Origin of the sequence: Mycobacterium paraffinicum (assembly GCF_001907675.1) — a bacterium.
Taxonomy (GTDB): domain Bacteria; phylum Actinomycetota; class Actinomycetes; order Mycobacteriales; family Mycobacteriaceae; genus Mycobacterium; species Mycobacterium paraffinicum_A.
Map to the genome: position 1 here is coordinate 1 of NZ_MPNT01000029.1, position 24120 is coordinate 24120.

Sequence of the window (24120 nt, forward strand, 5' to 3'; positions counted from 1 at the left end):
AGATCGGCGAAGTCAACTTCTTCGGCGTCGTCGAGCCGCTGGTCGCCTGGCAGCCGGCGCTGGCCGCAGCCGAAAGCGCGAAAGTGGTGGTCGTCGCGAGCAACTCGGCGACGACGGTGCCCCTCGTCCCGCGCCGTGCGGTGAAGGCATTCCTCGCGCATGACGCCGACAAGGCCCTGCGGTCGGTGCGACCGTTCGGCCCGGCCGCTCCGACGATGATGTACGCGGCATCGAAGATCGCCCTGAGTCGTTGGGTGCGGCGACATGCGGTGGCACCGGAATGGGCGGGCGCGGGGGTGCGCCTGAATGCGCTGGCGCCGGGAGCCGTCATGACGCCGTTGCTGCAGGAACAGCTGGCGACGCCCCGGCAGGCCAAGGCCGTCCGGTCCTTCCCGGTGCCACTCGGTGGCTTCGGCGAGGCGCGTCACATGGCCGAGTGGATGTGTTTCATGCTGTCCGAGTCCGCCGAATTCCTCTGCGGCAGTGTCGTCTTCGTCGATGGCGGATCCGACGCCTATTTCCGGGCCGGCGATTGGCCCAAAGCGCCGCCGGCGCGCGGGTTGCCGGGATACCTGCGCCGGTTCAGGCGCTCGGGGTGGGTGTGACCGGTCGCCGGCGCACCGGCGGCTGTGTGTCGCGCCACAACGCGGCTTTTCGTGGCGTTTACCCCGGCGCGGCGCGGCCGTAAAGCGGCCCGGGTGCAATTCAATGAGTCGGCGCACAGGCCGAACAGACAAAGGATCGAACCGTGGCAACACTGCCGTCCTGGATCAGCCGGAGCCCTGCCAATCTCGATGTGGTGACGCCGATGAAGGCGCGCGCGTGTGACGCATTGCAGGCGGTGCTGCGAAGCCGGTCACGCCGTGCCACCGCCCGCGTGACGCTCATGCCACGGGGCGCGGAGCGCTGCTGACGGCCGACCGCGCGGACGACTATTGGAACCACAACGCCGCGTACCACCGCTGGCTGGTCAACATCGCCGCACGGCACGGCGGCGACGTCCTGGATGTGGGGTGCGGTGAGGGGCTGCTGGCCCAGCGGCTGGCCGCGGTGTCGCGCAGCGTCGTCGGCATCGATGCCGACCCGACCGCGATCCAGCGGGCGGTGAAGCGATTGCAGTCCACCGACAACGCATCGGTCCGGCTCGCCCGCTTCGAGGCGTTCGACGCGGAACCGCGCTCCGTCGATCTCATCACGTTCGTGGCGAGCCTGCATCACCTGCCGCTGCGCGAGACTCTCCAGAGAGCACGCGAAATGCTCAGGCCCGCGGGCGAACTCGCCGTCGTCGGCCTGTCGGCCAACAAGACGGTTGCCGACTGGGCGTGGGCCGCCCTCTGCACTCCCGTCGCGCGCGCGGGGTCACTGCTGCACCGAGAGACCGACGTCGGCGTGGCCGTCGCCGATCCCCGGGAAAGCCTGCGGGAGATCCGCACGGTGACCGCCGACGTGCTGCCGGGAGCGGCCATCCGGCGTGGCCTCTACTACCGATACCGCCTACTGTGGCGAAACGGCTGAGCCCGTCGCGTGCTCGCGTTCCCGTCGACGCGCCCGCGAAGCGCGCAGATTGGCGGCGTTGCCGCACGTCTTGACGTCGTGCCACACCCCGCTGTTGTTCTTGGAGCGGTCGTAGAACGTCGACCCGCAGCGGTGGTTGTGGCACTGCTTGACGCGCCTCCAGGTATCGGCGTGCTGGCTGAGCAGAATCTCGGCCCACAGCGCCGAGGCCAGCCAGCGCCACCCGGTGCCGCTGGGCTCGAGCCGGACCGCGCCGGTGTCGGAGACCGCCAGGGTTGCGGGAACGGCGCTTCGTCCGCCCGTCGCCTCGCCGGACACCAGCGCGTCGATGGTGTTCCGTACGGCGCGCAGCTTGGTCAGGTCCGCCTCGTCGAGCTTCGGCGGCGGCAGTTCTTCGCCGCGGGCGGCCGACCAGTTGCGCACCGCTCCCGCGACCCAGTCGCGGGCCAGCGCGGTGTCGGCGAGCAGGTCGGGGCCATATCCCGCGACGCCCCGGGTGTTGAGGAAGTCCTGGACCAACCCCAGGCCGCCGGGCGCCGGGGTGACGCCGTACCGCTGTGACGCAGCCCATGAAATAGACATACCTAAAACATACTTGACTATGTCGACACCGGCAACTACGATGACAGAATCAAAGTCAGTTTACCTAAGTCAGGAGGGCGGATCATGGTCACCATCAAGGGATCGACGGTCGTGGTTACGGGCGGACAGCGCGGGCTCGGCAAGGCCATCGTGGACGAGTTGCTGGAGCGGGGCGCGGCCAAGGTCTACGCCACGGCGCGGGCGCCCAAGGCAAGTGTGGACCCGCGGGTGGTCGCTGCGGAGCTGGACGTCACCAGCGCGGAGTCCGTTGCAGCGCTGGCAGTTTCGGCTTCGGACGCCGAGATCGTCATCAACAACGCGGGCGTTCTCGGCGCGGCGAAGCTGCTCGACAGCGACATCGAGGAAGTACGTGCGGTGTTCGAGACCAACTACTTCGGTGCGTTGCGCGTTGCCAAGGCGTTCGCGCCGATCCTGGCCGCCAACGGGGGCGGCGCGCTGGTCGACATCGCCTCGATCCTGTCCTGGATGCCCGGCTCCGGCGGGTACGGGGACTCCAAGGCGGCGCTGTGGTCGACGACGAACTCGCTGCGGATCGAACTCGAAAAGCAGGGCACGCAGGTGGTCGCCGCGCACCTCAGCTTCACCGACACCGAGATGGCGTCCGGCTTCGACACACCTAAGAACGACCCGCGTCAGGTGGCGCGCGCGATCGTCGATGGCATCGAGGGCGGCGAGCCCGAGGTGCTGGCCGACGACGACACCCGCTACGTCAAGGCGGCGCTGTCGGGGCCGGTGGAGGCGCTCCCTCGGATGCCGTAGGCATGAGGGTCTGCCCGAAGGCAGATCCCCGTCTTAAGACGGTGGGTCAATCAGGCCCTTGCGGATGGCCTCGCCCAAAAATGGGCTTGCTGCACTTCGGGCAGACCACCGGGTCGCCCCGGCGTCAACTACGTTCGCACTGCGCCGGCCGGTGCCTCGACGGTCGAAGGTCCTCAACGCATCGGCCGAAGGTCACATTCACCCCGCGGCGCCCGCACGGTCGACGTGTTTGGATAGCGATATGTCCGACATGGAAATCGAAGGCATCGTGAGCGCCACGCGCGTCATCGCGGCCAACGCCGCGCGGATCTTCGAACTGATCGCCGACCCCGCTCGCCAGCCGAGCTGGGACGGCAACAACAACCTCGCCTCCTCCGCCCCGGGCCAACGAGTCCGCGCGGTCGGGGACGTGTTCACCACGAAGCTGACAAACGGCGCCGTCCGGGAAAACCACGTCGTGGAATTCGTCGAAGGCAGCAAAATCGCCTGGTGCCCAGCCGAACCCAGGAAGCAGCCGCCCGGTCACCTGTGGCGTTGGGAGCTCAGCCCCGTTAACGCCGAACTCACCACCGTGACCCACACCTACGATTGGACGGCGCTGACCGACGCCAGCCGTCTCGAACGCGCTCGCGCGACGACGCCGGAGATGTTGCGCGAGTCCATGGACCGGCTCGCCACGGTCGCACAGAACCCAGACTCATGAGGGTCTCATGAGGGCAAAGCCGCTCTGAGCGGGGACCGACTCAGCCGTTCTTTCCGCGCACCCACTGGACGGTGCCGTAGTTCTTCACCCGCACGCTGACGAATCCCCGGCTTTCCAGGATGTCGCCGATCTCGTCGTCGTCGAAGACATGCGCCCCGACGTTCGGCAACTTCTGGAACAACCGGGCGGCCGGACCGACGGTGGGCACCATGACGGCCAGCCTGCCGCCCGGTCGCAGCACCCGCGCCATCTCGCCGAGCGCGGCATCCGGGTGGGGAATCAGCTGCAACACTGCGGTCGAGATGACCGCGTCGACCGTGTCGTCGCGCAGCGGAAGTCGCTGTGCATCAGCCCGGATGAAGCCGACCTGCGGGCCGGCTTCGTTGCGGACGGCGCGCGCGAGCATGGGCTCGGAGATGTCGATCCCCAGGGCGAGCCCGTCCGGGCCGGCGGCGCGCGCGAGCGACGCGGTCACGTTGCCCGGGCCCGACCCGACGTCCAGTGCGATGCCGCCAGGCGGGATGTCCAACCACTCGAGAGGCGTCTGCCACGCGCTGATCAGCCGCCGCGACAGGGCTTGGGCGTTGTCGTAGAGCATCGACCCGATCGGTGATGCCCACGCCGCCTGGATCGGGCCGGTGTTCTTCGCGACGCCGTCGCCCCCGTCGGATCCGCTGCCGAGCAGATCGAGGTAACCCTTGCTCACATCGGGATCCGCCGGCGGATCGGCCAGCAGTTCGAGAGCCCGACGCAACGCGGGGGGCAGCGAGACGTGCACGTCGGTCATGCGCACTCCTTTTAAGAAAAGCCAAGCGGTACAACGGAAATCGGGACTGAGCCGCCGGAAGAGGGGCCCTGTGCCAGCTTACGCCGAGCGGCGCTTCGTCACCGCCTGACGACCGCGCCCTCACGCACCAGCGAGTACAGCCGCCACTGGCCCGGCACACCCTTGAGCGCCGTCTCGCCGCGGTCGCCGAAGCGGTGGCGCGAGCCGGTGACGATGTCGCGCAGCGTGGAGGACACCAGCACCTCGCTGGGTCCGGCGAGGGCGGCTACCCGGGCACCGATGTGTACGGCCATCCCGGCGACGTCCTTGCCGCGCACCTCCACCTCACCGGCGTGGATGCCCACCCGCACCTCGATGCCCAGTACGCGGACCGCGTCCACGATGGCGTCGGCGCAGGCGATCGCGGCGCTCGGGCTGCTGAACGTCGCGACGAAGCCGTCGCCGGCCGTGTTGACTTCACGGCCGGAGAACCGGAGCAGCTCGTGCCGGACGAGGGTGTCGTGGTTGTCGAGCAGGTCGCGCCAGCGGTGGTCGCCGAGCAGTGCGGCGCGCTCGGTGGAGCCGACGATGTCGGTGAACACGATCGTGGTGAGCAGGCGCTCGGCGTCGGAGGCGCCGCGCACGCCGGTGATGAATTCCTCGATCTCGTCGAGGACGGGCGCGGTGTCGCCGACCCAGTAAAGGGCGTCCCCGCCCGGCAACTCGACGAGGCGCGACCCGGGAATGTGTTCGGCCAGATAGTGGGCGTGTGCCACGGGGCTGAAGTCGGGGTTGTCGCGATGCAGGATCAGCGTCGGCACGGCGATCCGGTGGAGCCGGTCGCGGACGTCGCCCTCCCGGATCTTGTTGATGAAGGCGCGGGCCATGCTGGGGGATGCGGCCCGGTTGCCGGCCATGTCCCACCACGAGCGGAACGCGGCGTCGCCCGCGACCGAGGGCGCGATGATGCCGAGCAGGTCGAACCCCTGCTCGACGGCGTCGGGTTCCATCCCGACCGTCGTGAAGCGGTCGGCGTCATCGAGGTCGCTGCCGATGGGATAGTCGGGACCACGCAGCGTGCGGGCCGCGCCGTTCGCGATCACCAGGCTGTTCACCCGGTCGGCGTGGTCGGACGCGAGAACGACGCCGGCCAGCGACGTGAAACCGGGCGCGAAGATCGTTGCGCGCTCGCATCCCACCGCGTTCATGACCGCGATCGCGTCCTGGGCCCACGATTCCGGGCCGAGCATGTCCAGGGAGGGGACTCGCGAGGACAGGCCGATGCCGCGCTGATCGAACCGGATCACCCGGCAGAACGACGCGAGCCGGCGATGGAACCGGAACATCGAAGGCTCGAGGTCGACGCAGTCGATCGGGATTAACGGGCCCGGCAGCACGAGCAGGTCCATCGGGCCATCGCCGAAGACCTGATAGGCGATGTCGATCTCACCGCAACTGGCGTACCGGGTCCGCGGAGCCGCAGAACTCCCAGCCACGCATCCAGGCTAGTGCAGGTCACCGACACGCCGGTACCGCTCAGCGGCGGATGATCGGCACCAGGTAGCGGGCGGCGTACGCGCGGACGGCAGCGGGGTCCGACGTGTCGAGGCGGTCGGTGGGAAACACGATGATGCCGAGTGCGACCCGCAGCAGGATGTCGGCGATGTTGGTCAGGTCCCGGTCGGGAATGTCGGCCCCACAGCGGCGCAGGGTGTGGGCGATTCCGTCGGCGAACTGGCCGATGGGGAATGCCTGCGACCGGGAGAACATGCCCAACAGCTCGGGTTCGCTGTCGGCGATCCTCGAGTACAGCGGCGAGTCGTGGACCAGGCGCACGCCGAGCGCGAACGCCTCGACCACGGCCTGCTGCGGGTCGCACCCGGTGGTGGCCCGGTCCAGCGTGCTGAAGAAGGATTCGGCCTCGCGCCGGACCACGTGTCCGAACAGGTCGTCCTTGGTGGGAAAGCGCCGGTATACCGTGCTGCGGCTGACGCCTGCACGGGCGGCGACGTCTTCGATGTTGGCCCGGCGCACGCCGTAGGTCTCAAAGACGGTGCGCGCGGTGTCCAGGATGGCGCGGTCGAGGTCGGTGGGCTCGGCGAGATTGCCGCCAGGGCTGTGGTTCGGCATGGATCACGACCCTCACTGCAATCTCGAGACGCGGTTGCTAAGCTTTGACACAAAGATACGAGTTTGTGTCATTGATTCGCAAGGATGTCGCCGGCTCGAGCCGGGGGGAGGGGAGCATGACGTTCCACAACGACGGGTTGGCCGCCGCAACTGCGGGCGCCCGCTTCGACACCGGTGTCCGGGAGGCGTTGCCCATGCCGGTCGACGGGACCGCCGATCGTGCCGACGAGCGGCTCGGGCCCGAGTCGTTGATCTGGAAGTTCTACGGGGACAACCGCACCCAGTTCTTCGGGTTCCAGCGCACGGCGGGCGTCGAGAACTGCATCGAACAACTCGCCCAGGGCGTGCTCGACCATTCGGTGGTGTTCAGCGACACCCTGGGCCGGGCCAAGCGGACCGCGCCGCCGCTGATGAAGACCGTCTACTCCGACGAACCGCGCGAGTGGGGCCGCAAGGTGCGGGACTTTCACAAGACGATCAAGGGCACCATCAGCGACGGCTCGAGGTACCACGCGCTCAATCCGGAGCTGTTCTACTGGGCGCACGCCAGCTTCGTCGACCAGGTCATCTACAACGCCGACACGTTCATCCGCCGGCTGTCCCACGCGGAGAAGGAGCGGATCTTCGACGAGGGCAAGGTGTGGTACAGCCTCTACGGCGTCAGCGACCGCGGGCAGCCGCAGACCTACGACGAGTTCGTCGCCTACTGGGACGAGATGCTTGAGCGGTTCGTCCCGCACAAGACCGTCTTGTACGGCACCGGTTACATCAGGAAGGGGATACCGGGCCCCCGTTGGATCCCGGAGCCGATCTGGAAGGTGGTGTCCGCGCCGCTCAACGCCTACACCCGGCTGGTGTTGGTCGGGACCATGCCGCCGCAGATGCGCGAGGTCTGCCAGCTGGAGTGGAACGCGAAGAAGGAGAAGCGCTTTCAGCGTTTCGCCGCCGCCATGCGCGCGCTCAACCCACTGATCAACCGGCTGCCCGTCGGGTTCATCTACACGCCGTGGGCGGCGGCGGCGTGGCGGCGCGCGGGCATCGACCCGCGCCGGCTGCACAACCGCCCGAACTAGCCGATGCGCAACAGCCGTTCGCCGTTGCCGTGCGCCGACGACTCGCTCAGGAGCGGCGTTCGGCGGCGGCGATGCCGCCTTTGAGCAGCTCGTCGATCACCTTCTTGAACACCGGCAGCATCAGCCGGTCAATACCGGGAATTTTCAGCGTTGACCGCAGATGCCAGCTGATCTCGGTCCCGGTGTCCGTTTCACGCAGCTCGACCGTGCCGATGTGATCGCGGGTCGGTGCGCCGGAGAGCATCTTGTACGCGTAGCGGGTGGGCCGCTCGTACTCGATGATCTCCTCGACGAACGGCGGCCCGATCGCCACCAGACGTCTGATCGCGCCGACACCGTTTGGAGCGGGGGTTCCCTCGCGATCGAGCGTGCTGCGCCGCAATAGCCGCGTATGGTCCGCGATCGCACGGTGGTCGGTCATGGCGTCGAAGGCGGTCTCGATCGGCGCCGTGGAGGTCCGGGTGAGGGTGAACTCGATCATTGGCACTCCGTGGTGCCGATACGCCCCGCCGGCATGCAGGTGTCCGCCGTCATGATCCGTCCCCTCTCGCTACCGAGAACATAGCCTGATGGCCGACAGCTCATAAAGGTGGCACACGCCCCACCGGCGCCGAGGCCGACTCACCGGAAGCAGCCGAGCGGGACCGCGCACCCGGGGCTCCAAGGTGAACGGCGGGTACACGGGGCCGAAATTCCCTGCGAAGTAAGCCAATACGGCGGCGGACGCTTGGCGATCGGTTGCGGATGGGCCAGGATCTCTTGATATGGCCGAGGTCGACTTCTCGTTGTTGGACGTTCCGCGGTCGGAACCGCCCGAGGGTCCGGAGGCCTACCTGCGCGCGGCGATCGCGTGGCATTTCGGGGAGGACACCGGGTCCGCGTTCTGGTTGCGGACCGCTGCGACGCTGGACTTCAACCCGACGACCGACGTCAAGACGTTCGCCGATCTGCGACTGTTTCCCAACCTCGTCAACGAATTGCGCAACGTGCCGGTCGAGGACCTCATTCCGCGCGGCTACGGGCAGCCGCCGCCGGTGCCCCAGATCTTCGAATCCGGCGGCACCACCGGCGCGCCGAAAAGGACTGTGCAGCTGCCGGATTGGGTCGCACAGGTGGTGCGGTGGCAGACCGAGGACTTCGCCGCCGGCGGGTTCCGCCGCGGCCAGGGCTTCCTGTGCCTGATGCCGAGCGGGCCCCACGGGGTGGGGTATTTCTCGCGGCTGGTCGCCGAGCGGCTCGGCGCGGTCTTCCACGGCATCGACATCGACCCGCGCTGGGTCAAGAAGATTGCCGCGCGCGGCTCGGCCACCGACGTGGCCGCCTACGTCGACCACGTCGTCGAGCAGGCCGTGTTCGTGCTGCGGACACAGAATGTCGCGAACCTGCACACCACTCCGCCGTTGCTCGAGGCCATGGCCCGCGACGACCGGGTGGTCGACCTGCTGAACGACAAGGTCCGCTACCTGTTGCTCAGCGGCGCGCACGTGGACCCCGACACCCTCGACGTGCTCCGCGACATCTTCCCGGCGACCACGATCACGATGGCCTTCGGCAGCACCATGGTGCTCTCGCAAGCGGTCACCCGAACCACCGACGGCGACGCGTTCGTATTCGACCCGCGGACACCGTATGTGGTGTTCTGGGTGGTCGACCCCGACACCGGAGAGCGGGTGCCCTACGGGCAGACCGGCCAGGTGGTGATGAACCACGTCAGCAAGGGCATGTTCATCCCGAACAACCTCGAGCGTGACTTGGCGGTCAGGATGCCCGGGCCGGCGGCCGAGCTCAGCGACTCGATCAGCGCGGTGCGGCCGGTTTCCACCTTCGAGGGCGAGGCCGTCATCGAAGGGGTGTACTGAGCATGCCGGCCCAACGGAGCGGCGTCGCAGCCGATCTGCTGCCGATCGATGCGCTCGGCGCCGACGGTGAGTATCGCACCCGCCGCCGCGAGGTCATCACCACCACGGCCGGTGCCGCGGTCGCGGAGCTGAGTGTCGTGCCGCCGCTGTATGTCTCGCGCACCCTGGCCGCCCAGCGCAACGTGACCCCGCTCCCGGTCGGGCGGCGCGCCGCGGCGCTGTCGGCCGCCGCCGACGTCTTCGCGGGCGGTGTGATCGCCGGCCTGGACTTCGAGGCGTATGTCGGCCTGGCGAGCCGGATTTCGGGGCTGCCCATCGCCGTTACCCGCGCCGGGGCGCGTGGCGTGGCCGACGCCGTCGGCGGCGCGTTCGACGCGGTCCGCCCCGCCCGGCCGGTGGGCGCGGCACTCGATTGGCGTGAGGAAAGCCCCCGCCGCGGTGGGGCGGTCTGGGCGCGGCGCGGCGAGGTGTTCGCCGTGCACGCCGCCGGCAACGGTCCCGGCGTGCACGGCCTGTGGCCGCAAGCGCTGGCGCTCGGCTATCGCGTCGCGGTGCGCCCGTCGCGCCGCGAGCCGCTGACCGCGCACCGGCTGGTGCACGCCTTGCGGCAGGCCGGCTTTCGCCCGGAGGACGCCGTCTATCTCCCCACCGACCACGCCTGTGCCGACGAGATCATCTCCTCGGCCGACCTCGCGATGGTGTACGGCGGCCAGCAGGTGGTCGACAAGTACGCCACCGACCCGGCGGTGATCGTGAACGGGCCGGGCCGCGCCAAGATCCTCATCACGGCGGACCGGGATTGGCGCGACCACATCGACGTCATCGTCGACTCGATCGCCAACCTCGGCGGCATGGCCTGCGTCAACACCACCGCCGTGCTGTACGAGGGTGATCCCGCCCCGCTGGCCGCGGCGATCGCCCGGCGGCTGGCGGACATCGAGCCGCTCCCCATCGACGACGAGCGGGCGATCCTGCCCACCCGGCCCCTCGACCAAGCCCGGGCCCTGGCGGGTTACCTGGCAACGAAGGCCGGCGGATCGACGCCGCTGCTCGGCGCCGATCAGGTGGTCGCCGACCTCGGCGACGGCCACGCCGCGCTGCGGCCGGCCGTGCACCTATTGGCCGAGCCCACCGCGGACACGCTCAACGTCGAGCTGCCCTTCCCGTGTGCCTGGGTGTCACCGTGGTCGCCCGCCGCGGGCCTGGAGCCGTTGCGGCGATCGTTGGTTGTCACCGCGATCACCGGCGACGGGCAGCTGATCGACCGGCTGCTCGCCGAACCGACGATCGGCAACGTGTATTGCGGCCCGCACCCGACGTGGTACACCGCGCCCGGCATCCCGCACGACGGCTTCCTGGCGGACGCCCTGATGCGCAACAAGGGGTTCATCAGGGACAGTCGCTGACGCGACATTGCCGCCGCCGCGGCTCAGCGCTCAGCTGCCGAAGCCACCCCTACTGCTCGCCACCGTCGAGGCGCCACTGGTGCCCGCGTCGAGGTGGCTGGAGGCGAAGGCGACGCCTTTGTCGATCATGGCGCCGTCGTCGGCGTAGGTGTTGTGGGCGGCGAAGTTCATGCCGTCGGAGCAGACCGGGTCTTCGGTGGCGCAGACCTTGATGGTCTTGTCGGCGAAGGTGGGGCCGATGACGACGGGGGGTTCGCCGAGGAAGTTCATGGCGCGCACGTTGGGCATGCCGAAGAGCACGACCGAGGAGACGTGGTTGGCCACCGAGGGGTCGAGGGGCTTGGGCACGGTGTTGGGGTCGATGCCGTCGGGCACTGAGGGGGAGGTGACGAAGCCCATGACGGCCGCGCCCTGGGAGTAGCCGCCGAGCACCATTTTGGTGTTGGGGCAGTCGTGGGCCATCGAAACGATGTGGGCGCCTGCGTCTCTGACGCCGTCGATGCCGGTGGCCCATTGGTCGCTGGCGGGGTAGTTCACCGGGTAGACGTCGAAGGACTTGGCGCCGACGCGTGAGTGTAGGGCGTCGACGAAGGCTTGGCCGGTGGGGCCGACGCCGGGGGCTTCACCGGTGCCGCGGGCGAACACCACCTGCACGTCCGGACATTGGGCGGCGGCGGTGGGGAGGAGGGAGCCGGTGAGGGCCGACGCGCCGATGCCGGACGCGGCCACTACTGCTGGACCGAGAAAACGAGCTATTTGACGTGCGATCATGCCGCAATTGTGCCCAGAGAAGCGTCCGCCTAAACAGCGCGGACCCGGGAAATTACTGGGAATTCACACAACACCGTCCACATGGGGAAACGGGGCCGAGATGGCTTGCGCGCGACGGGCATCCGGGGGTGGGCGCCCACCGCTCCGGCGCCCGCGCCGACGGGCGGCACAACGGCGGGGCGCAGCGCGGGGGCGGACCGTGATGTGGTCTGCTAGCTATGACGAGTCGAGTGCACGGTGAAGCCACCCGCCGATCCTCGACATCCGGCTCGAGTGGATGCAGCGGCGATGTTGAACGTGATAGTGCAGGGCCTCAACAAGGTCACGGACCACGTGGCCAATCCGGCGCGGGTGTCGGATCCCGACAGATTGCGCCGCGCCGTCACCGGTAAGACCGCTCTGGTTACGGGCGCCTCCTACGGGATTGGGGAGGCGACGGCGCGCCGGCTGGCCGCCGGGGGAGCCACCGTGCTGGCGGTCGCCCGATCCGAGGAACGTCTGGGCGACCTGGCGGCGTCGGTCAACGCCGCGGGCGGCCGCGCGATCGCGTACCCGACCGACCTCACCGACGAGGCCGCCGTCAGGGCGCTCACCAAGGAGATCACCGAGGAACACGGCGCGCTGGACATCGTGGTCAGCAACGCCGGAAAGTCGTTGCGCCGCTCGCTGCATCACCAGTACGACCGCCCGCACGACTTTCAGCGCACCATCGACATCAACTATCTCGGGCCGATCCGCCTGCTGCTGGGGCTGCTGCCGGCCATGCGCGAACGCGGCCGCGGGCACATCGTGAACGTGTCCAGCGTCGGTGTGCGCGTGGTGCCGGGGCCGCAGTGGGGTGCCTACCAGGCGTCGAAGGGCGCCTTCGACCGCTGGCTGCGCAGCGTCGCTCCGGAGCTGCACGCCGACGGCGTGCACGTCACGTCGGTCTACTTCGCGCTGGTGCGCACCCGGATGATCGAACCCACGCCCGTCCTGGGCCGGCTCCCGGGCATGACGGCCGACCAAGCGGCCGACGCGATCGCCAAAGCGGTGATCGAGCGGCCGCGGAGCAACGAACCGCCCTGGGTGTTGCCTGCCGAGATGGCTTCGGTGCTGCTGGCCGGCCCGGCCGAACGCGCCGCCAGGCTGTGGTACCGGCGGTTCTTTTCCGATTCCGGCGCGGGGCGGGACCGGCGATGAGCAACGAGGGTGTGGTCGGCACCGCGGTGCGGGCGTTGTTGCGGTCGCGGCTGCTGGCGCCGCCGTCGCCGCTGGCAACCCTGCGGGTGCTCCGCGAGGCGCGCCGGGGCGGCACCAACCCGTACACGCTGCTGGCGGTGACGGCGACCCGCTGGCCCAACCGGGCGGCGATCGTCGACGACGACGGTGCTTGGGATTACCGCGAGCTGCGGTCGGCGACCGACTCGGTGGCGCGCCGGTTGTCCCGCGACGGTGTCGGACCCGGCGCCGCCGTGGGCGTTATGTGCCGCAACGGGCGGGGTTTCATCGTCGGCGTCTTCGCCGCCGCTCTGGTGGGCGCCGACGTGGTCCTGGTCAATACGGAGTTTCGCAGCGACGCCCTGGCGTCCGCGGTGAGCGCCCACCGGATCACGGCGATGATCGCCGACGACGAGTTCGGCGATCGGGTTCGGGCCGCCGACGAATCAGTCACCCTGATCGACCCGGCGACGGCCACGACGGCGGAGGGCGACGCGCGGCCCGACGTGGCCGCACCGGGCCGGATCATCCTGCTCACGTCCGGCACCACGGGCACGCCCAAGGGGGTTCCCCGCTCGCCTCAGCTGCGGTCGGCGGTGGGCGTGTGGGTGACCATCCTCGACCGGACCGGCCTGCGCACCGGGTCGCGAATCTCGGTGGCAATGCCCATGTTTCACGGGCTGGGGCTGGGGATGCTGATGCTCACCGTGGCCCTCGGCGGCACCGGCCTCACCCATCGCCATTTCGACGCCGAGGCCGCGCTCGCGCAGGCGTCGCTGCATCGCGCCGACGCGTTCACCGCGGTGCCGGTGGTGCTCGCGCGCATCCTCGCCCTGCCGGACCGGGTGCGGGCGCGCAACCCGGTGCCGTACCTGCGGGTCGTGATGTCGAGCGGCGACCGGCTCGACCCCACCCTCGGGCAGCGGTTCATGGACGCCTACGGCGACATTCTCTACAACGGTTACGGTTCCACCGAGGTCGGCATCGGCGCCCTGGCGACACCGGCGGAGCTGCGCGAAGCGCCGGAGACCGTGGGGCGACCGGTCGCCGGCTGCCCGGTGCGCATCCTCGACAAGAACGGCAGGCCTGTTGGGCCCCGCGTCACCGGGCGCATCTTCGTCGGCGGCGAGCTGGCGAGCGAGGGCTACACCGGCGGCGGGGCCAAGACGGTGATCGACGGCATGACCAGCACCGGCGACATGGGCTACCTCGACAACGAAGGTCGGCTCTACATCGTCGGACGCGAGGACGACATGATCATCTCGGGCGGCGAGAACGTCTACCCGCGCGCGGTCGAGAACGCGCTCGCCCAGCACCCCGCCATCGCCGACAACGCGGTCATCGGCGTTCCCGACGACAAGTTCGGCCACCGACTGGCCGCGTTCGTGGTGCTGCAGCCGGGCAGTGACACCGATGAGGCGGCATTGCGGGAGTACCTCAAGGGCAAAGTCTCCCGATTCGAACAGCCCCGCGACATCAACCTCGTCGCGAGCATTCCGCGCAATCCGGCGGGCAAGGTCGTGCGCAAGGAGCTGTCCGGCTAGCGGCAGAAAGCCTCAGTCCTGCTTCGGTTCCAGCGCGGCCACCCGCTGCGCCAGCCAGTTGGGCGCCAGCACCGAGACGACGGTGGCGCCCGCGGTGGCGCTGATGACGCCGGTCCACGCGACCGGGCCCAACGGTGTGCAGCCGAAGAAGTGGCTGACGCCGGGGGTTTGGACGATGGCGACCAGGACGCCGGCGCTGCCCAGCGCCGTGCCCAGCACCAGAGGGCTGTGGCGCCTCGTCAGCAGGGTCTGCGCGAGCTGCGTCGTCACCAGCGCGGTGAGCCCCATGGTCGAGGTGCGACGCTCGGTGCCCGGCGTCCAGCGGCCGATAGCCCAGGCCGCCGTCGCACCCGCGGCCGTGACGGCGCCCCGGGTGACGATCTGCCGCATCAGCGGCGCGTCGAGGGAGGGCGAGGGCCCGGAAAGCGTCGCCAGCTGGAACGCGCGGTGCAGCTCCTCGGCGTCACGGTCGACGCCGTCCTCGGCCTCTTCGGGCTCGGGGTACTGCGGGGTGACGGCGACCGCGAGCGCGGGGAACATGTCGGTGAGCAGGTTCACCAGCAGCAGCTGCCGGGTGCCCACCGGCGCCCGGCCGGTGCCCAGGGCGGTCCCGATGAGGGTGAACAGCACCTCGCCCACGTTGCCGCCGACCAGGATGCTCACCGCGTCGCGCACCCCGCCCCACATCCCGCGGCCCTCGACCAGCGCGTCGAGCAGCACGCCCAGATCGTTGTCGGTCAACACGATGTCCGCGGCGCCGCGGGCGGCGGACGAACCGCGACCGCTCACGCCGATGCCCACGTCGGCAATCCGGATGGCGGCCGCGTCGTTGGCCCCGTCGCCGACCATGGCGACCGCCTGCCCGCAGTCCTGCAATGCCGCGACGATCTGCACCTTCTGCTCCGGGCTGACGCGGGCGAAGACCTGCACGTCGGCGGCGACCTTGGCGCGGTCCTCCTCGCCGAAGGCGGCCAGCTCCGCGCCGGTGATCTCGCGCGCGTCCGCAGGCAACCCGAGTTGCCGGGCGATCGCCCGGGCGGTCACCGGATGGTCGCCGGTGATCAGCACCACCCGCCGGCCGGCCTGCACCAGCGCCTCGATCAGGGGCCGCGCCGACGCGCGAGCGGTGTCGGCCAGCCCGACGTAGCCGATCAGCTCGAGGTCGTGCGCCGCGGCGTCCACGGCGTCGACGTCGGTGTCCTCCTCGCCGGTCCCGTGCTCCCACCGGCGCTGCGCCACCGCCAGCACCCGCAGCCCCTGCTCGGCCAGGCGCAACACCAACCACTCCGCATGGTCGCGGCCGCCGTCAGGATCGGCGAAGCGGCAGCGCGGCAGGACTTCCTCCGGCGCGCCTTTGAGCATCAGCATCGGGCCGCCGTTCCCGCCGGTCACGCCGATCGCGGCCGAATACCCGCGGCTCGATTCGAACGGCACCTCCGCAAGCACGGTCCAATCCGAGGCCCATTGCGCGTCGACGGAATTCGCGGCCGTCAGGATCGCCTCGTCGGTGGCGTGCGCGTGGCCGCCCCCATTGTGCGGCTGGGTGCTGCTGCGCGCGGCGGCCCGCAGCACCGCCGCGGACGTCGGGGCGGTGACCTCGGGGAACGCGCCGTCCGCGCTGGCGTCGTGCGGGACGCCGTGCACGACGCGCAAGCGGTTCTCGGTAAGCGTGCCGGTCTTGTCGAAGCACACCGTTTCGACCCGGCCCAGGGCTTCGACCGCCCGCGGCGTGCGGACGAGGACGCCATGCCGCGACAACCGCTGGGCGGCGGCCAGCTGGGCCAGGGTGGCCACCAACGGCAGGCCCTCGGGGACGGCGGCCACGGCGATGGCCACCCCGTCGGCGACGGCCTGGCGCAGGGATCCCTGGTGCAGCAGGGCCAACGCGGTCACCGCCGCGCCGCCGGCCAGGGTCAGCGGCAGGACCTTGCTGGTCAACTCCCGCAACCGGGCCTGCACCCCGGCCGCCGACTCGACGTCGGCGATGGCCGAGATCGCGCGCTGGGCGGCGGTGCCCGCGCCGGTCGCCACCACGATCGCCCGGGCGTGCCCGGCGACGATGGTGCTGCCCTCGAACAGCATGCTGGCGCGGTCGGAGTCGGCGACGGCGACCGGTTCGACCTGCTTGTCCACCGGCAGCGACTCGCCGGTCAGGAAGGACTCGTCGACTTCGAGGTCCTCGGCCACCAGCAGGCGGGCGTCCGCCGGCACGACCTCCGGGGCGGCCAGGTCGATGATGTCGCCGGGCCGCAGCGACTTCGCGCTCACTGACACCGTCCGCTCGACGGTGCGCGCAGCCTCCAGGCGGCGGTGCGCGGTGGCGACCGCGGGCAGCACCACGCGCCGGGCGTACTGGTCCTGCTCGGCGAACAGCTCGGCGACCGCGGCCTCGGCCCGCAACCGCTGCACGCCACCGGCGACCGCGTTCGCCGTCATCACACCCGCTACCAGCAGCGCGTCGACGCTGCTGCCGACGATCGCCGAGGCCGCCGCACCGACGGCCAGGATGGGCGTCAGCGGATCGGCCAGCTCGGCGCGCGTCGCGGCGAGCAGCCGCCCCACCCGGCTCGCCGGGCCGCGCAGCGGCGCGACTACCGGGTTGTAGGACAGGTCGTCGAGGAGCTGCCGCCAGGGCGCGACGCCCGGCTCGACGGCCAGGGGGCGGGTGCGGCTGGCCAACCGGGAGTAGACGATCTCCGGGTCCAGGGCATGCCAGGCGGTCAGCGGTTGGGGTGTCGGGTCTGCTAGCCGAAGCACCCGCGAGGCCGCGAAGCTGCCCTGCATCAGCGCGGCCGCCGCGGCGGCGTTCACCGGATTGAGCCAGCGTTGCACGGCGAACGGGCTCAGGGTGCGTGGGTCGCCGGTGACGAGCAACAGCCCCGCCAGGGTGCTGCCGCCCTTGGCCAGGCGCACCGCCGATTCCGTGGCCTCCCGGGCCACCGGCAGCGCCGACAGGATGCGCACCGCGGCGGCCAGGTCCGTGCCGGTGATGATGTCCGCGGTCCACGGCGTCGCGGCCTGTGGGTCGTCCAGCGCGACGCCGACATCGGCGACGGCCAACGCGGCCAATGTGTCGGTCGACGCGAAATCACGGTGCAGCGCGGTGATCAGCAGCACGGGCCCGCGGTCCGTGCGCAGGTCTCGCACCAGCTGCAGCAGCGGCGTGCCCGGGGGGTGGCTCACCGCGACGCTGGCGGTCAGGTCCTCGGTGCCGGCGACGTGGCGCAGCACCACCCGTGCCCCGGTCCGGTTGGCGATCTGCAGCAGCGGGATGGCGAACGGGTCGACCTCCCAGCCGACGTCGACGCTGCCCACCCGCTCGCCGTCGACCACCAGATCGGCGTGCTCGAGGCCCTGCGCCGGCGTTGCCGACGAGCCCTGCGCCCGGACCCACCGCAGGCGCGCGCCCGTGGCCGGCAACTCGTCGGGGTCCGGTTCGGGCGCCTCCTCCCCGTGCAGCAGCGCGTCGGCGACCTCGTAGACGCGGTCCTCGTCCCATCCGGGTACGTCGCCCCGCGCCTGCAGCACGGCGCGGTTGTCGCCCCGTAGCGCGGCTCCGTCGACGACGATCACCTTGACCCGGTCCAGCCGCCGCAAGGCGCCCGGGTCGAGGAACAGCTGCCCGGCATTGGCCAATCCGCGGCCCAGCACGGCCGCGAATGCCTGTCGGCCCGTGTGCGCCGCCCTGGGCACGCCGGCCAGCAGGGCGCCGGCCGCATCCTCGGTGCCGCCGCCGGCCAACAGCGCACCGGCCGCGGCCACCAGCGAGGCGTTGGCGGCTTGGTCGGCGTACTCCTCCACCGGGCCCGCCATCGATCCCTTCGCGGTGTCGATGGCGGCGTCGATGGCACCGCCCACCACGACATGGGACGCTTCTCCCGCTGCGGCGGCTGGCGAATTATGCCGGCGCGCTTGGGATTTGGGCCCGGCCGACGAAATGACGGGCACCACGGGTGCCTGCGGCCGATTGGGCGAGGCCAGCTCCGGCTCGCGTTCCCGCCATCGCTGGCGGTGCGCCGCCGCTTCGGAGACCTGCAGGCTGCGTTGCGCCAGATCCAGCAACGGCGTGCCGACCGCCTGCGTCAGCCCGTTGGCCAGCGCCGTCGAGGCGCTGAGCGCGATGTCGGTCCCGACGCGGCCCAGCCGCGACTCGAGCACGGCGACGACGCGCGGTTGGTGGTTCAGCAGTGCGGCGGCGGCGCGCGCGCTGCGCGGCGCGACCGGGAGCCGGCCCAACCAACCGGTCACCGCGGCGCCGATGGCCGCCACGTCCATCGCCGCGGCGCTGAACGGGACCAGGATCGCCAAGGGGTTTCCGGGGTCGGCGAACGGCGCGGTGCGGGGCGCGTCCTTGAGTGCGACCAACCTCAGGTCCGCCGCCACGCCGCAGACCGTGTCCCGGACCCGGTCCAGGACGGCGTCGGCGTCGGCTTCGTTCTCGAATTCGACCACCAACCGGCCGAGGGCGCCCTCCACGTGGGCCGAGGCCACTCCGGGGATCCGGCGGACCGGTTCCTCCACCGCAGGCGCGTGCTCGTGCCAGCCCGGAAACGGCAGCAGCGGGTCCAGGTCCAGATGCACCCGCCGCCCGCTCTGCCAGCGAATCGGCGGCGTGACCGCGGGTCCGGAACCGTTGGCCGAACCGGTCAATCCGATTGCCCGGCCGGTCGTTTGGGCCATCGACTGCACCACCGGCACCGCCAGTTCGGCGACCGGGCTGGCCAACGACTGCAGCGCACCCGCGGCCCCGGCCGCGGTGGACACGCCGGCTCGCACCACCTGCGCCGCTCCGTCGGTCACGCCGGCGACGACGCTGGCAACGCCCGGAATCCTCACTCGGTCACCCTTCGATTACGTCTACCGCGCCTAATGATCCGGTGGCGCAGGGGGGCTGTCCACATTTGACCCGTGCGACGACACCGAGGACTCCGGTGGGTTGGGCCTTCTTTCTCCTAACCGGCGGTGCAGTCGCGTCCCTGCGGACAGGTTACCGGCAGGACGGGAAACCAAACCTGCTGAACAGGCCGGGGTCCAGGAACACGGTGATGGTGGCGATCCCGTCGGCGCCCCCGGTCAAGACGTGAATGGAATGGGCCCGCATCGCCCCGTCGGCGCCGCGTCGGTACTCGGCGACCGCGGGCTGCGTGTTGGCGGCCGTCGGGATCATCGCGATTTCACCGGGCTTGGCGAGCGCACGGGCGGCGAGGAATCGCAGCACCGGCTCGCGACCGGCGAACCAGACAGGGAAGGGCGGCATTTCGAGTTTCACGTCTGCTTGCAGCAGCGCGGTGAGGGCGGCCATGTCCGCGTTCTCGAACGCTGCGCAGTAGCGGTCGAGCAGTGCGCGGCGCTCGGCGTCGTCGGGCTCCGACAGGCTCTCCTCGGTGGGGGAGAGCTCGGCGAGGCGGGCCCGCGCCCGCTGCAGCGAGCTGTTCACCGCGGCGGGTGTCGTTTCGAGGAGCTCGGCGACCTCGGCGGCGCTGAATTGCACCACGTCGCGCAGGATGAGCACCGCGCGCTGTCGGGCGGGCAGCTCCTGCAGCGCGGCCATCACGGCCAGTCGCAGGCTTTGGCGCGCGGTGACGTTGTCCTCCGGTGTGGGGAACGTCAGCGCGTCGGGGATGGGCTCGAGCCACTCGTGCGTGCTGGCCGCGTCGAGTGCGGCGTCGGGATCGATCGATCCGTCGCCGAGCCCGGCGGGCAGCACTCGGCGGGCGCGGTTCTGCAGGGCCCGCAGGCAGGCGGTCGTCGCGATCCGATACAGCCACGTCCGCAACGCGGCTCGCTCCTCGAACGCCTGATAGCCGCGCCAGCCGTTGAGATAGGTCTCCTGGACGAGGTCCTCGGCGTCGTGCACCGACCCGAGCATGCGGTAACAGTGCGCGATCAGCTCGGCACGAAACGGCGCCGCCTGCGCGATGAAGTCCTCTTGGGCCGGCACGGCCTCTCCTGTCTCGGCGGGGTTCGAACGCTACTCCAGTACAGAGACGGCGGGCGGCCGAAAATCATCGGTGCAGCGGCGATGAATTCGCGCGCCGCGCCGCATCTCAATTGGTGAACGCACCTTCCGTTGAGAGCGAGGATGAACATGAACGAACCCCTGACATTCCCGTCGGGTGGCCTGGCGGGCACCACGGCGATCGTGACCGGGGCGAGCCGCGGGTTTGGCCGCGCCATCGCGGGCGCCCTGGCGGCGGCCGGCGCCGAGGTGGTCGGCGTCGCACGCAGCGTTTCCGGTCTCGACCTCGTGCGCGACGAACTCGGCGGCGGCTTCGTCCCGGTGGCCGCCGACGCCGCCGATCCCGCGACAGCGCAGCGGCTCATAGACGAATACCGGCCGCGGACACTGGTCCTGTGCGCCGGCGCGGCACCCCACATGAGCGCGCTGCAGGAGCAGAGCTGGCAGAGTTTCAGCGAGAACTGGAATGTCGATGTCGCGCAGGCGTTTCACTGGACCCGCTACGCCCTGCGACGTCCGCTGCCGCCGGGCAGCTCGGTGATCGTCATGTCCAGCGGCGCCGCCCTTGCCGGGTCACCGCTGAGTGGCGGCTACGCGGGAGCGAAGGCGGCGGTCAGGTTCATCGCCGGCTACGCGGCCATCGAGTCGCAGCGGGGCGGGCTGGGCATCCGGTTCGTGTCCGTCCTGCCGCGGTTGACGCCGGCCACCGACCTGGGCGCCAAAGCCGTCGCCGCGTACGCCGAACGGCAAGGAGTGGACGTCGAATCGTTCGTGCGGGCCGCCGGGCCCGCGCTGAGCCCCGAGCAGGTGGGCCGCTCGGTCCTGGCCATCGCGACCGGGGATCCCGGCAGCGACGACGCGTACCTGCTCACGTCGACCGGCCTGTCGGCCGTGGCCTGATGCCCCGAAACATTCAGGAGGACAACGACATGCACACACCCCCCATCGTGTCGGCCCGGGACTGGGCCGCCGCCCGCGAACAGCTGCTGGTGAAAGAGAAGGAAGTGATGCGAGCCCACGACGCCCTGGCGGCGGCGCGCCGGCGGATGCCCTGGCTGGCCGTCGAGCGGGAGTACGCGTTCGAAGGGCCCGAGGGCCCCGTCGGCCTGCTGGGTTTGTTCGAGGGGCGGCGTCAGCTGATCGTCTACCGCGCCTTTTTCGAGCCAGGCGTGGACGGCTGGCCCGACCACGCGTGCCGCGGCTGCTCGATGATTGCCGACCACGTGGGGCACCTCGCCCACCTGAACGCCCGCGACACCACCCTGGCGTTCGCTTCGCGGGCGCCACAAGCCGACATCACGCGGCTGAAGGCGCGGATGGGCTGGCAGATGCCGTGGTACACGATCACCGACGGCTTCGACGCCGACTTCGGCGTGGACGAATGGCACGGCACGAACGCGTTCATCCGTGACGGTGACCGCGTGTTCCGTACCTACTTCATCAACAACCGCGGTGACGAGGCGCTGGGCAACACGTGGAGCTACCTCGACATGACCGCGCTCGGGCGCCAGGAGAACTGGGAGGACTCGCCGGAGGGTTACCCGCAAACCGCGCCGTACGAGTGGTGGGAGTGGCACGACGCGTACGGCGAGCGGGCGCCGTCGCGGTGGTTCGGTGATCCCGATCCGGACAATCCCAACGATCCGCGGCCGGCGCGCGCCCGCTAAATGCGGCCGACCGATATTCGAGTTTTTAGTGCGAATAACACGAATGCGCGGTAGCCGTCCAACGGCTACTCGCGCACTATTCGGCTGAGTAATTCGGGCTATAAGATTCGGTGGTTCGCCCTGTTGACGTGGTAGCCCGCCGGGAACGACTTCTCGATGACCTGCAGCTGGTGGTCCACCCTGGATTCGAGCTCGAGGACCACGCAGCTGTCGCCGACGGCCTTCGATTCCAGGACTATGTACCGCTGGCCGCAATCCATGATCGGATCACCTGAGTGCAATGTTTCGACGGGCACCAATTCCGGGGTTCCGTTTGATTCCACCCGTCACACGCTAGGTCAAATTCGCGGGTGAGGGAATACTTTCGTGGCCGCCCGGGCGATTCACCGCGCGGCGGGCTGCTTGAAGAACACACTGACGTGAGAGATCAGCCCATCGTCGCCGCGCTCGAAGAGGATGCATTCGGGCCACCGCTTGGCTTCGCCGTCGATCAGGAACGACTCCGTCAACTCCGCGTACGACAGGCGGCTGTCGACATGCGATATCCGTTGCACCTCCAGGCGATGGCCGTCCAGGTTGGTCAGGACCTTGCGCAGGTAGGCGACGTAGTGCTGCTTGCCCTCGACGACATCGCAGAACGGGCCCTCGCGGGTCAACCCGTCGTCGGCGATCGTCGCGGCAAGACCGTCCCAGTCGTGCGCGGCCAGGCACTCCAGGTAGCGCTCGACCACTCCGGTGCTCACGCAGAAGACAGTAGGCGCAATGGGCCGGGCAGAAAACAGCTTTGCTAAAGCGCTGCGCCCGGCCCGGCGGCGCGGGCAAGAATAGGGCGATGAGCGCACCCAGCACACCGGATTCGCCACCCACTGCTCCGAGTTGCTATCGGCATCCGGGCCGCCCGACATACGTCCGTTGCAACCGCTGCGAGCGCTACATCTGCGGCGACTGCATGCGCAACGCCGCCGTCGGTCACCAGTGCGTGGAGTGCGTCCGTGCTGGCGCGCGGACGATCCGGCAACCCCGTACGCCGTTCGGCGGGCGGCAGCGGTCGGCAACCCCGGTGCTCACCTACGCCCTGATCGGCATCAACGTGCTGGCCTTCGTGCTGCAGATGGCGTCGGGAAACCTGGAGAAGCAGCTCGCGCTGTGGCCGCCGGCCGTCGCCGACGGCCAGTTCTACCGACTCGTGACGTCGGCCTTCCTGCACTATGGCGCGACCCATCTGCTGTTAAACATGTGGGCGCTGTATGTGGTGGGGCCGCCGCTCGAAATGTGGCTGGGCCGACTGCGATTCGGGGCGCTGTACGCGCTGAGCGGGCTGGGCGGTTCGGTGTTGGTCTATCTGATATCGCCGCTCGACACGGCGACGGCGGGCGCCTCGGGCGCGATCTTCGGCCTGTTCGGCGCCACCTTCGTGGTGGGCAAGCGGCTGTCCGCCGACGTCCGCTGGGTGGTGGCGGTGATCGCGATCAACCTGGTCTTCACGTTCCTGGTGCCGTTGTTCAGTGCGCAACGCATCAGCTGGCAGGCGCACGTGGGTGGGCTTGTCACGGGTGCGCTGGTCGCCGCGGCCTACGTTTACCCGCCGAAGGAGCGCCGCAACACGATTCAGGCCGCGGTGACCATCATCGTGCTGGCGGCGTTCGCCGTGCTGATCTGGTGGCGCACGGCCGAGCTGCTGCTCGAGTTCTCCGCATGAGCTGGTGGGTCGCTCACGCCGAGCACACGCTGACGGAGGAAGTGCCGGCGCCCCCGGATGAGGTCCGCGACTTCTATGTGGACCTGGACAACATCAAGCTGGTGCACCCGCTGATCGTGTCGGTGGAGATGCTGTCACGCGGCGAAACCCCGGACGGGGTCGACCTCAGCTATCGGGTGCGCGACCGGATTCCGTTGGGGCCGTTAATGATGACGATCGCCTACCGGGCACGGCTGCAGGTACCGGCGGAGGGCGACGTGCTGACCGAGGCGGACCAGTCGCCGGGGGTGCGCCTGCGCGGGCGGGTGAGCTTCGAGCCGACGCCGGCGGGCACGCGCATCACGGAGCGGATCCGCATCGCGGCGCCCCGGCCGCTGGCGCCGATGACCACCCGCGAAGCCGTCAAGGCGCACATCGCGATGCTGGCCGGCATCCGCCGCCACTTCGAGGCCGGCTGATCAAAGCG

The 24120-nt window shown here is 70.2% G+C and carries 24 protein-coding genes; 14 read left to right on the top strand and 10 right to left on the bottom strand.

Annotated features, from left to right (window positions below; genetic code table 11):
• From BRW65_RS23795 to BRW65_RS23800, 3 genes are all read left to right on the top strand, one after another.
• On the top strand, nt 1-605 hold a 605-nt coding region (locus BRW65_RS23795; protein WP_073878776.1), incomplete at its 5' end, for an SDR family oxidoreductase.
• A gap of 143 nt (nt 606-748) precedes the next feature.
• The gene (locus tag BRW65_RS31855) at nt 749-913 is read left to right on the top strand and encodes a hypothetical protein (protein ID WP_167374084.1); all 165 of its coding nucleotides are present in this window, start codon (nt 749-751) and stop codon (nt 911-913) included.
• On the top strand, nt 907-1515 hold the full coding sequence (locus tag BRW65_RS23800) for a class I SAM-dependent methyltransferase (RefSeq protein WP_073878778.1): 609 nt from the start codon (nt 907-909) through the stop codon (nt 1513-1515). The genes BRW65_RS31855 and BRW65_RS23800 overlap by 7 nt, the downstream gene beginning before the upstream one ends.
• Here BRW65_RS23800 and BRW65_RS23805 read toward each other — a convergent pair.
• The gene (locus BRW65_RS23805; RefSeq protein ID WP_244168183.1) at nt 1495-2097 is read right to left on the bottom strand and encodes a CGNR zinc finger domain-containing protein; all 603 of its coding nucleotides are present in this window, start codon (nt 2095-2097) and stop codon (nt 1495-1497) included. The two genes, BRW65_RS23800 and BRW65_RS23805, sit on opposite strands and share 21 nt — an antisense overlap.
• A gap of 84 nt (nt 2098-2181) precedes the next feature.
• On the opposite strand from BRW65_RS23805, the gene BRW65_RS23810 reads away from it, so the two are divergent.
• The gene (locus tag BRW65_RS23810; RefSeq protein ID WP_073878780.1) at nt 2182-2877 is read left to right on the top strand and encodes an SDR family oxidoreductase; all 696 of its coding nucleotides are present in this window, start codon (nt 2182-2184) and stop codon (nt 2875-2877) included.
• Nucleotides 2878-3118: 241 nt separating this feature from the next.
• Nucleotides 3119-3580: an SRPBCC family protein gene (locus BRW65_RS23815; protein ID WP_073878782.1), complete on the top strand. Its 462-nt coding sequence runs from the start codon at nt 3119-3121 to the stop codon at nt 3578-3580.
• Between the two features lie 40 nt (nt 3581-3620).
• Here BRW65_RS23815 and BRW65_RS23820 read toward each other — a convergent pair whose 3' ends face one another.
• From BRW65_RS23820 to BRW65_RS23830, 3 genes are all read right to left on the bottom strand, one after another.
• Nucleotides 3621-4367, bottom strand: a complete 747-nt coding sequence (locus BRW65_RS23820) for a methyltransferase domain-containing protein (RefSeq protein WP_073878784.1) — start codon at nt 4365-4367, stop codon at nt 3621-3623.
• A gap of 98 nt (nt 4368-4465) precedes the next feature.
• Nucleotides 4466-5842: an adenylate/guanylate cyclase domain-containing protein gene (locus tag BRW65_RS23825; protein ID WP_073878786.1), complete on the bottom strand. Its 1377-nt coding sequence runs from the start codon at nt 5840-5842 to the stop codon at nt 4466-4468.
• Between the two features lie 40 nt (nt 5843-5882).
• Nucleotides 5883-6476 (bottom strand): TetR/AcrR family transcriptional regulator, encoded by a 594-nt coding sequence (locus tag BRW65_RS23830; protein WP_073878787.1) that lies wholly within the window; start codon nt 6474-6476, stop codon nt 5883-5885.
• 116 nt (nt 6477-6592) lie between these two features.
• On the opposite strand from BRW65_RS23830, the gene BRW65_RS23835 reads away from it, so the two are divergent.
• Nucleotides 6593-7549 carry an oxygenase MpaB family protein gene (locus BRW65_RS23835; protein ID WP_073878789.1) on the top strand — a complete coding sequence of 319 codons (957 nt, stop codon included), beginning with the start codon at nt 6593-6595 and terminating at the stop codon, nt 7547-7549.
• A gap of 46 nt (nt 7550-7595) precedes the next feature.
• Here the strand turns inward: BRW65_RS23835 and BRW65_RS23840 are convergent, their stop codons facing one another.
• Nucleotides 7596-8030: an SRPBCC family protein gene (locus BRW65_RS23840; RefSeq protein ID WP_073878791.1), complete on the bottom strand. Its 435-nt coding sequence runs from the start codon at nt 8028-8030 to the stop codon at nt 7596-7598.
• Nucleotides 8031-8313: 283 nt separating this feature from the next.
• Here BRW65_RS23840 and BRW65_RS23845 point away from each other — a divergent pair, with 283 nt between their 5' ends.
• Together BRW65_RS23845 and BRW65_RS23850 are read left to right on the top strand one after the other, a co-directional pair.
• Entirely contained in the window at nt 8314-9408 is a 1095-nt protein-coding gene (locus BRW65_RS23845) for an AMP-binding protein (protein ID WP_073878793.1), read from the top strand.
• 35 nt (nt 9409-9443) lie between these two features.
• The gene (locus BRW65_RS23850; protein WP_073878887.1) at nt 9444-10814 is read left to right on the top strand and encodes an aldehyde dehydrogenase family protein; all 1371 of its coding nucleotides are present in this window, start codon (nt 9444-9446) and stop codon (nt 10812-10814) included.
• A 30-nt stretch (nt 10815-10844) separates the two neighbouring features.
• Here the strand turns inward: BRW65_RS23850 and BRW65_RS23855 are convergent, their stop codons facing one another.
• A complete protein-coding gene (locus tag BRW65_RS23855; RefSeq protein ID WP_073878795.1) occupies nt 10845-11585 on the bottom strand; it encodes a cutinase family protein in 741 nt (246 codons plus the stop codon).
• 288 nt (nt 11586-11873) lie between these two features.
• Here BRW65_RS23855 and BRW65_RS23860 point away from each other — a divergent pair, with 288 nt between their 5' ends.
• Nucleotides 11874-12767: an SDR family NAD(P)-dependent oxidoreductase gene (locus tag BRW65_RS23860; RefSeq protein WP_073878797.1), complete on the top strand. Its 894-nt coding sequence runs from the start codon at nt 11874-11876 to the stop codon at nt 12765-12767.
• Nucleotides 12764-14329, top strand: a complete 1566-nt coding sequence (locus tag BRW65_RS23865; protein WP_073878799.1) for an AMP-binding protein — start codon at nt 12764-12766, stop codon at nt 14327-14329. Before BRW65_RS23860 ends, BRW65_RS23865 begins: the two co-directional genes overlap by 4 nt.
• Before the next feature lie 12 nt (nt 14330-14341).
• Here BRW65_RS23865 and BRW65_RS23870 read toward each other — a convergent pair whose 3' ends face one another.
• Together BRW65_RS23870 and BRW65_RS23875 are read right to left on the bottom strand one after the other, a co-directional pair.
• On the bottom strand, nt 14342-19165 hold the full coding sequence (locus BRW65_RS23870) for a cation-translocating P-type ATPase (protein ID WP_073878801.1): 4824 nt from the start codon (nt 19163-19165) through the stop codon (nt 14342-14344).
• A gap of 151 nt (nt 19166-19316) precedes the next feature.
• Entirely contained in the window at nt 19317-20270 is a 954-nt protein-coding gene (locus BRW65_RS23875; RefSeq protein ID WP_073878803.1) for a sigma-70 family RNA polymerase sigma factor, read from the bottom strand.
• Nucleotides 20271-20417: 147 nt separating this feature from the next.
• Here BRW65_RS23875 and BRW65_RS23880 point away from each other — a divergent pair, with 147 nt between their 5' ends.
• Entirely contained in the window at nt 20418-21188 is a 771-nt protein-coding gene (locus tag BRW65_RS23880; protein WP_073878889.1) for an SDR family oxidoreductase, read from the top strand.
• Nucleotides 21189-21217: 29 nt separating this feature from the next.
• A complete protein-coding gene (locus tag BRW65_RS23885) occupies nt 21218-21955 on the top strand; it encodes a DUF899 domain-containing protein (protein ID WP_073878891.1) in 738 nt (245 codons plus the stop codon).
• 98 nt (nt 21956-22053) lie between these two features.
• On the opposite strand, the gene BRW65_RS23890 is transcribed toward BRW65_RS23885, so the two are convergent.
• On the bottom strand, nt 22054-22278 hold the full coding sequence (locus BRW65_RS23890) for a hypothetical protein (protein WP_055404709.1): 225 nt from the start codon (nt 22276-22278) through the stop codon (nt 22054-22056).
• A gap of 60 nt (nt 22279-22338) precedes the next feature.
• The gene (locus tag BRW65_RS23895; protein ID WP_073878805.1) at nt 22339-22698 is read right to left on the bottom strand and encodes a nuclear transport factor 2 family protein; all 360 of its coding nucleotides are present in this window, start codon (nt 22696-22698) and stop codon (nt 22339-22341) included.
• 89 nt (nt 22699-22787) lie between these two features.
• Here BRW65_RS23895 and BRW65_RS23900 point away from each other — a divergent pair, with 89 nt between their 5' ends.
• Together BRW65_RS23900 and BRW65_RS23905 are read left to right on the top strand one after the other, a co-directional pair.
• The gene (locus tag BRW65_RS23900) at nt 22788-23654 is read left to right on the top strand and encodes a rhomboid family intramembrane serine protease (protein ID WP_073878807.1); all 867 of its coding nucleotides are present in this window, start codon (nt 22788-22790) and stop codon (nt 23652-23654) included.
• Entirely contained in the window at nt 23651-24112 is a 462-nt protein-coding gene (locus BRW65_RS23905) for an SRPBCC family protein (RefSeq protein ID WP_073878809.1), read from the top strand. The genes BRW65_RS23900 and BRW65_RS23905 overlap by 4 nt, the downstream gene beginning before the upstream one ends.
• The last annotated feature ends 8 nt before the right edge of the window (nt 24113-24120 follow it).